The sequence below is a fragment of the Methyloceanibacter sp. genome, assembly GCF_035650995.1.
GTDB lineage: Bacteria > Pseudomonadota > Alphaproteobacteria > Rhizobiales > Methyloligellaceae > Methyloceanibacter.
The window spans coordinates 1-8,522 of sequence record NZ_DASRGO010000138.1 but is presented as its reverse complement, the minus strand read 5'-3'; the positions used below and the strand labels follow the sequence as shown (position 1 = coordinate 8,522).

Below are 8,522 nucleotides of genomic sequence, written 5' to 3'. Positions count from 1 at the left end.
TCCGGCGAACGCCGGGTCGTGTCGAAGCGGTTGCTGTTCGTGGAGATCGACGCTGAGGGAACGGCGCGGCATATCAACTACGCGCCTTATCTCGACTACCGCCCGCTGGGCGACGGCGAGCCGACGGCGGAAGCGATCCTGGCGCGGCCCGAGGCCGCGTGGATCGGGCGCGACCTCGAAAGTAAGGCCCAGGCGCACGCTATCGCGGAGGTGGTGCCGGAGCATCTGGCCGAGGTCCGGGACCGCAAGCTCGCGCTGCTCGACAAGACCGAGGCGGCGGTCAAAGACCGGCTGACCAAGGAGATCAACTACTGGGATTTCCGCGCCGAGCAGCTCAAAGAGCAGGAGCGCGCCGGCAAGGCCAATGCGCGGCTGAACTCGGGCGAAGCGCGCAAGCGGGCGGACGAACTTCAGGCCCGCCTTCAGAGACGCATGGACGAGATCAAGCGCGAGCGCCAGTTGGCGCCGCTGCCGCCCGTGGTGCTCGGCGGCCTGTTGGTCGCGCCGATCGGACTGATCCGCGCGATGGGCGGGCAGCCGCAGGCGGTCCAGGCCGTGGTCGATACCCAGGCCGCGGCCGCGCGGGCGCGGGAGATCGTCATGGAAATCGAGCGCAGCCTCGGCTTCGTGCCCGTCGATCGGGAGTCGGACAAGCTCGGCTACGACATCGAAAGCGCCATTCCCGGCACCGGACGCCTGCGTTTCATCGAGGTCAAGGGCCGCGTCGCGGGCGCGGACACCGTCACCGTGACGAAGAACGAGATCCTCTATTCGCTGAACAAGCCCGACGATTTCATCCTGGCGATGGTCGCGTTTGGCGCGGACGGATCGCATGAGGTTCGCTATCTGCGCCGGCCTTTCCACGAGAAGGGCATCACCACCGACTTCGCCGGCGCCACCGTCAATTTTCCCATCGCGCAATTGCTCGCCGAAGCGGCGTTGCCATCGTGAGGAGCCTTGATTGAGCAACGATCTTCATTTCGCGATCTTGGCGCCTGTCCCCTTGGAGCATCTCCAGACAGGCCTCGAAGTCTGCACCAAAGAGGGGTCCGTCGCCTTTGGGACCCGAAAATGGGAATTCTTCCGCAACTTGGATCAGATGCGCGATGGCTTGCCGGTTGCCGCACTGATCTATCCGTCCCATGACGAAGATGCGCCCGCCAAGGACACGTTCATCGTTTGCTGGTTTGGCTGGTACGTGCGTTCGGTCGACAGCAAGGGGGGAGCCCATCCCGACGGTATGAAGTACCGCCCCCCGACAACCGCCTACCCTCTGGCCGACAACAAGGGCCATTGGGCCACTTTTTGGCATGTCGAGGGGCTTCGGGAACTACCCGCCAACAAGCAGATTCCGATCGGGAAGCTTCAGGGCTTCAAAGGGGGCTGGCGGAAGAACGCGCCGCCGCGTGGGCCCGAGCTTGTCACGCTGCCGGAACTGCTGAGCTACGAGCCCTAACATGGTCCGAACCCGCAAGAAGCTCATCGAGGTCGCGCTGCCGCTGGATGCGATCAACGCCGCCTCGGCGCGCGAGAAATCGATCCGCCACGGGCATCCGAGCACGCTGCATCTGTGGTGGGCGCGGCGGCCGCTCGCGGCGGCGCGCGCCGTGATCTTCGCGCAGATGGTGGACGATCCGTCCGAATATGTGGACACGCTGCTCGGCGTTGCCGACGTCCGCCGGGCCGCGGAGCGGGAATGGAGGAAGCGGCGGGAGGCTTGGGCGGCCAAGCCCGACGACGCCGAGCGAGGCCCGGAACCGACGCTTGCCGAGTGCGCCGCGGACCTCGAGCGCCAGCGCCTGTTCAACATCATCGAAGAGCTGGTGAAATGGGAGAACACCACCAACGAAGCGGTGCTGCAGAAGGCGCGGGACGAAATCTGGCAGAGCTGGCGGCGCGCCTGTGCCGACAATGCCGACCATCCGCGGGCGAAGGAGCTGTTCGATCGGCACAAGCTGCCGGCCTTTCACGATCCCTTCGCGGGCGGCGGCGCCCTGCCGCTGGAGGCGCAGCGGCTGGGGCTTGAAGCCTATGCGAGCGACCTCAACCCGGTGGCGGTGCTGATCAACAAGGCGATGATCGAGATCCCGCCGAAATTCGCGGGAAAGCCGCCGGTCAATCCAGAAACGAGGGGAGAGCAGCGAGAAGCGACAGGGGAGAATGCATTACCGGGAGACGATCGTCTGGCAGAAAGCCATGGAGATCGCGAACGAGCTCTACCGGCTCGTGCAGCGGCTTCCGCGCGAGGAGACCTACGGTATGCGGTCGCAGATTACGCGCGCGGGGGTGTCGATCGCGGCCAACATCGCCGAGGGATGGACGCGGGAGACGCCGAAGGACAAAGCACACTTCCTGGCAATCGCGCACGGCTCGCTAGCGGAGACGGAAACGCTGCTGCTGATTTGCGAAAAGCAGGGATGGTTTCCGGTGGCGGAAACGAAGGTATTGTGGGAGCTTCTGGACGAGGTCAGTCGGATACTAACGACGATGCGGCGCAATCGCCGTATATGACCTCTCGCTCCTCGCTTATCTTCCCTCGCTCCTACAAGGGTGCGCAGGGCCTGGCCGAGGATGTGCGTTACTACGGCCGGTGGATGCGCGACGAGGCCGAGAAGCGCATCGGCCATCTCTATCCGAAGGTCGAGGTCACCGCCGAGATGGCGGCCGAGCGGCCGGACCTGAAGCCGCTGGTCGGCCAGAAGCTCACGGTCATCGCCTGGCTGTGGGCGCGCACGGTGAAGAGCCCGAACCCCGCCTATGCGAATATCGACGTGCCGCTGGCCTCGACCTTCATGCTCTCCACCAAGCCCGGCAAGGAAGCCTATGTCGAGCCGGTGATCGAGAACCGCGGCTATCGGTTCACGGTGAAGGTCGGCAAGCCCAAGGATGCGGAGACGGCGAAGAACGGAACGAAGCTTTCGCGCGGGGCGAACTTCCGCTGTGTGATGTCAGGCTCGCCGATCGCGCCGGACTACATCAAAGCCGAAGGTACAGCCGGGAGGATGGGCGCCAGGCTGATGGCGATCGTTGCGGAAGGCGATCGTGGGCGCGTGTATCTGTCTCCAACGCCGGAGCATGAAGAAGCGGCGGGGGAAGCCAAGCCAGAATGGAAGCCAGATACGCCGCTTGCGCCTGATCCCCGCGCACTGTGGACACCTCCCTATGGCCTGACAACGTTTGGCGACCTCTTCACCGACCGCCAACTCGTCGCGCTGACCACGTTCTCCGATCTCGTGGGCGAAGCGCGCGAGCGCGCACGCCAAGACGCAATCGCCGCCGGCCTCACCGATGACGGCAAGCCCCTGCGCGACGGCGGCACGGGCGTGACGGCGTATGCCGAGGCGGTGCTGATTTATTTGGGCTTGGGCATAAGCCGGCTGGCTGACGCTCAAAATGCTCTTTGCCAGTGGGGGCCAAGCGCAGATCAAACACAGCATTTATTTCGAAGGCAAGCTATTCCCATGGTTTGGGATTTTGCCGAGTCGAGTATTTTTTCTGGTGCCGCGGGCGATCTTGTTACAAGTCTCGGAAGTATGTGCCGCGTGCTCGATCAGTTGGGCGTCGACATTGCCGGATGGGCTGAGCATGCTGACGCGCAGACGCAGTCCATTTCTAAGAACGCTGTTGTTTCTAGTGATCCGCCCTACTACGACAACATTGGCTACGCGGACCTGTCCGACTTTTTTTACGTGTGGTTGCGCCGAGCGTTGCAGCCTACTTTTCCGGGCTTGCTTGGCACGATAGCGGTGCCAAAAGCTGAAGAGCTTGTCGCCACGCCCTATCGACACGGCAGCAAAGAGGCTGCCGAGAAATTCTTTCTCACCGGGATGACGCAGGCGATGCGCCGCCTCGCCGAACAGGCTCACCCAGGTTTCCCTATCACCATCTATTATGCCTTCAAGCAGTCTGAGACCGACGACAACGACGGAACGGCCAGCACCGGTTGGGAAACTTTCCTCGATGCTGCAATCAGGGCTGGTCTCGCTCTCAGCGGAACATGGCCGATGCGGACCGAGCGCGGTGCCCGTTCGATCGGAATCGGCACCAACGCGCTCGCCTCCAGCATCGTCCTCGTCTGCCGTCCGCGAGCAGCGAATGCGCCTTCAACCACGCGCCGCGAATTCGTCGCCGCGCTGAAGGCTGAGCTGCCTGTCGCACTCCGCCACCTCCAGGCCGGCAACATCGCGCCAGTCGACCTCGCGCAGGCCGCGATCGGTCCCGGCATGGCGGTTTATACACGTTACGCCAAGGTACTCGACGCCGAGGGCAACGCCGTCTCGGTGCGTGAGGCGCTGGCGCTGATCAACGCGACGATCGACGAGGCGCTGGCCGAACAGGAAGGCGACTTCGACGCCGACAGTCGTTGGGCGCTGGCCTGGTTCGAGCAGGTTGGCTTTAACGACGGCGAATACGGCGTCGCCGAGACGCTGAGCAAGGCAAAGAACACCTCCGTCGGGGGCCTTGCCACGTCCGGTATTCTCGAATCGAAGCGTGGCAGGGTGAGACTGCTGAAGCCGGAAGAGTTGCCGGCGAATTGGGACCCGGCGACCGACCCGCGCCTGACCGCCTGGGAAATGGTGCATCACCTTATCCGCGTGCTCGGTACCGGCGGCGAGAGCGCGGCGGCCGACCTCGTCGCCAAGCTAGGCGCCCGGGCGGAGACGGCGCGGGAGCTCGCCTACCGGCTCTACACCATCTGCGAGCGCAAGAAGCGCGCTGCCGAGGCGCTCGCCTATAACGGTCTGGTCCAGAGCTGGCCCGAGATCGCGAGGCTGGCGCAGGAGGGAGGCAAATCGGCGACGGCGGCACCGGACCTCTTCAATGCGGGGGAGCGCTGATCCATGGCCATGACCAATCAGGAGCGCGTCGGCAAGGCAATGGACCTGCTGCGAGCGGGCCTCGCCCCGTTCGTCGAGCGCGAGGTGCAGGCGGCCGTGGAGGCCGGCACCGTGCGCATGGATGCCGTGCGCCGCTTCGCCGAAGACCCGATGCTGGGCAGCAAGCCGATCGTGCAGTGGGACGTTGCCGCCCTGCTGAAGCTGATGTGGGAAACCTGGAACGACGTGTTCAAGCGCACGCTGGGTTTCGCCGAGCGCAGCCTGGTGAGCGAGTTGCGGGATGTACGCAACAAGTGGGCGCACCAGAATCCCTTCTCCAGCGACGATACCGACCGGGCGCTGGATTCGATGGGGCGCTTGCTCACGGCCGTCTCGGCGCCGCAGGCCGACGAGGTCGGGAAGATGAAGATGGAGCTGCGCCGGCTCATCTTCGATGAGCAGGTGCGCGGCGAAAAGCGCAAGGCCGGCGGCTCGCTGATCGAGCCGGCGGCGGCCGGCAACCTGAAGCCCTGGCGCGAGGTGGTGACGCCTCATGCCGATGTCGCCAGCGGCCGTTATCAGCAGGCAGAATTCGCTGCCGATCTGTGGCAGGTGCATCTGGGCGAAGGCAGCGACGAATACAGCAAGCCCGTCGAGTTCTTCCGCCGCACCTTCCTGACGGAGAGCCTGAAGCGGCTTCTCGTGGGCGGCGTGCAGCGCCTGTCCGGCCAGGGGGGCGATCCGGTCGTGCAGCTCCAGACCAATTTCGGCGGCGGCAAGACCCACTCGATGCTGGCGCTCTACCACCTGTTCGGCACCGCGGCGCCCGGGGAACTCGCCGGCATCGACGCGGTGCTGGCCGAGGCGGGTGTCAAGAGTCTGCCCACGGCGCGGCGGGTCGTGCTCGTCGGCAATAAGATTTCGCCCGGTAACCCCGTCACCAAATTCGACGGCACCGTGGTGCGGACATTATGGGGTGAGCTTGCCTACCAGCTCGGCGGAGCCGAGGCGTTCGCGCGCATCGCCAAGGACGATGAGAAGGCAACCAGCCCCGGCGACGTGCTGCGCGAGCTGTTCGTCGAATACGGCCCTTGCCTTGTGTTGGTAGACGAATGGGTCGCCTATGCGCGTCAGCTTCACGACCAGAGCGATCTTCCGGCCGGCAGCTTCGAGACCCAGTTCACCTTCGCGCAGGCGCTGACCGAGTCGGCGAAGCTCGCCAAGAACTGCCTGCTCGTCGTCTCGCTGCCGGCGTCCGACACGCCAGGCTCGCCGCACACCCAGGCCGATGACGTGGAAGTCGGCGGCATTCGCGGCCGCGAGGCGCTCGACCGTTTGCGCAACGTCGTGGGCCGTGTCGAATCGTCGTGGCGTCCGGCGACGGCGGAAGAGGGCTTCGAGATCGTGCGGCGCCGGCTCTTCGAGCCGATCGCGGGCGATATGTTCAAGCAGCGCGATCTGACCGCGCGGGCCTTCGCCGATCTCTATCGGACCCAGGCGGCCGAGTTTCCGCCGGAGTGCCGTAGCGGTGACTACGAACGGCGTATCCAGGCCGCCTATCCGATCCACCCGGAGATCTTCGACCGGCTCTACACCGACTGGTCGACGCTGGTGAAATTCCAGCGCACGCGCGGCGTACTGCGCCTGATGGCGGCGGTGATCCACAGCCTCTGGGAGAAGGGCGACCGCAGCCCGCTGATCCTGCCCTCGACGATCCCGATCGACGATCCGCGCGTGCAGTTCGAGCTGACGCGATACCTCTCGGACAACTGGGTGCCGATCATCGAGAAAGACGTCGACGGCCCCAATTCGCTGCCGCTGCGGATCGACGGCGAGGTGCCCAACCTCGGCAAGGTGTCGGCGACAAGGCGTGTGGCGCGTACGATCTATCTGGGCTCGGCGCCGACCGCGGCGGCTGCGCATCGCGGCCTCGAGGACCGGCGCGTGAAGCTCGGCTGCGTGATGCCGGGCGAAACCCCGGCCGTCTTCGGCGATGCGCTGCGCCGGCTCGCCTCGGCGGCTACCTATCTCTATCAGGACGGACCGCGCGCCTGGTACGCGACCCAGCAGACGGTAACGAAGCTGGCCGAGGACCGCGCCGAGCAGCTCAAGCGCGACCCGGACAAGGTGGCCGCCGAGTTGGAGGCGCGATTGCGCGCCGACCTCAAGCGCAACGGCGATTTCTCGCGCGTTCACCCGATGCCACGCTCGGGCGGGGACGTGCCCGACGACTACGACGCGCGGCTTGTCGTTCTCTCAGCCGAGCACGCCTACACCAGGGAAAGCGGCAACGCCGCCGAGACGGCTGCGAAGGCGATCCTTGAATCGCGCGGGAACGCGCCACGCCTCTACCGCAACACGCTCGTCTTCCTCGCCGCCGACAAGGTGCGGCTGCAAGACCTCGACGAGGCCCTGCGCAAATATCTGGCCTGGTCGTCGATCGTCGCCGAGAAGGAGGCGCTCAACCTCGACCCCCACCAGACCCGGCAGGCCGAGACCCAGAAGCAGGCCGCCGACGGCGCGGTGACGGCGCGACTGCCCGAAACCTATCAATGGCTGCTGGTTCCGGAGCAATCGACGCCGCAGGCGCCGGTCGTCTGGCAGGCTTCCCGGCTCACCGGCAACGACGCCCTGGCAGTCCGGGCGAGCAAGAAGCTGCGCAGCGATGAGTTACTGGTCGCTAGCCTGGGCTCGACGATCCTGCGCAAACATCTCGACGATGTTCCGCTGTGGCGCGGCGACCACGTCGCGGTGAAGCAGCTCATCGACGATTTCGCGCGCTATCTCTATCTGCCTCGTCTCGCCGGTCCCGAGGTGCTGGTGCAGGCCATCCGGGATGGGCTCGCCCTGCTGACATGGCGCACGGACACGTTCGGCTATGCGGAGAGCTACGACGAAACGGCGTCACGTTATCGCGGGCTGCATGGCGGGCACGGCGTCAACATCTCGGCCGACAGTTCCGGGCTTCTCGTCAAGCCGGACGTGGCCGGCAAGCAACTGGATGCAGAGACGCCGTCCCCAGGTACTCCCGGCCCCACCCCCAGCCCCAGCGGTGGAGGATCCGATCCTCATCCCGGTACCGGCGAAACGCCTCCGATACCGCCGGTCGCTCAGCAGCTTCGGCGTTTCCATGGGTCAGTGCGGGTGGATTCGACGCGCGTGGGGCGCGACGCCGGCCGAATCGCGGACGAGGTGATTGCTCATCTCGCCGGTCAGGTGGGCGCGGCAGTCACCGTCACCATCGAGATCGATGCCCGCCTGCCGAACGGCGCGAGCGATCAGCTCATCCGCACCGTGACGGAAAACTGCCGCACCCTGAAGTTCGACAGCCAGGGGTTCGAGACTGAATAGGTGAGGCCACGCATGGTTAAGGATACGCGCGCGATCGCAGCGAGCGGCGGCCCGAGCGGCAGGCGGGCCCGACGGTCCGCCGGACGGCGATCCGGGTTCGCCTCCGGTCGGCGCCTCGCCGCGGCTACCCCGGCGGACACCCTCGCCCGCCGGTCTTCGCCGCGGTGCCGACATGGTGCCGACACGCCGCCGAGCGGCGCCCGCAGGTCGTGTCTATCTCATTGAAAAACCTGGCTGGGGGACTAGGATTCGAACCTAGACTGGCGGAGTCAGAGTCCGCTGTCCTACCGTTAGACGATCCCCCACCGGGCTCGTTCGGGCGGCGTGGTGATAGCACAGCCGGCCGCGATTGGG

At 65.8% G+C, this 8,522-nt stretch carries 4 protein-coding genes and 1 tRNA gene; 4 read left to right on the top strand and 1 reads right to left on the bottom strand.

The window, feature by feature from the left end; translation table 11 throughout:
* The 4 genes from VFB18_RS10520 to VFB18_RS10505 all read left to right on the top strand — a co-directional run.
* On the top strand, positions 1–951 hold a 951-nt coding region (locus tag VFB18_RS10520), incomplete at its 5' end, for a DUF3883 domain-containing protein (protein WP_324974640.1).
* Between the two features lie 10 nt (positions 952–961).
* Entirely contained in the window at positions 962–1,456 is a 495-nt protein-coding gene (locus VFB18_RS10515; RefSeq protein ID WP_324974636.1) for a hypothetical protein, read from the top strand.
* A 1-nt stretch (position 1,457) separates the two neighbouring features.
* Entirely contained in the window at positions 1,458–4,838 is a 3,381-nt protein-coding gene (locus VFB18_RS15820; protein ID WP_324974634.1) for a DUF1156 domain-containing protein, read from the top strand.
* Between the two features lie 3 nt (positions 4,839–4,841).
* Positions 4,842–8,168: a Swt1 family HEPN domain-containing protein gene (locus tag VFB18_RS10505; RefSeq protein ID WP_324974631.1), complete on the top strand. Its 3,327-nt coding sequence runs from the start codon at positions 4,842–4,844 to the stop codon at positions 8,166–8,168.
* Between the two features lie 231 nt (positions 8,169–8,399).
* Here VFB18_RS10505 and VFB18_RS10500 read toward each other — a convergent pair.
* Positions 8,400–8,473, bottom strand: a tRNA-Gln gene (locus VFB18_RS10500).
* Between the last annotated feature and the right edge of the window lie 49 nt (positions 8,474–8,522).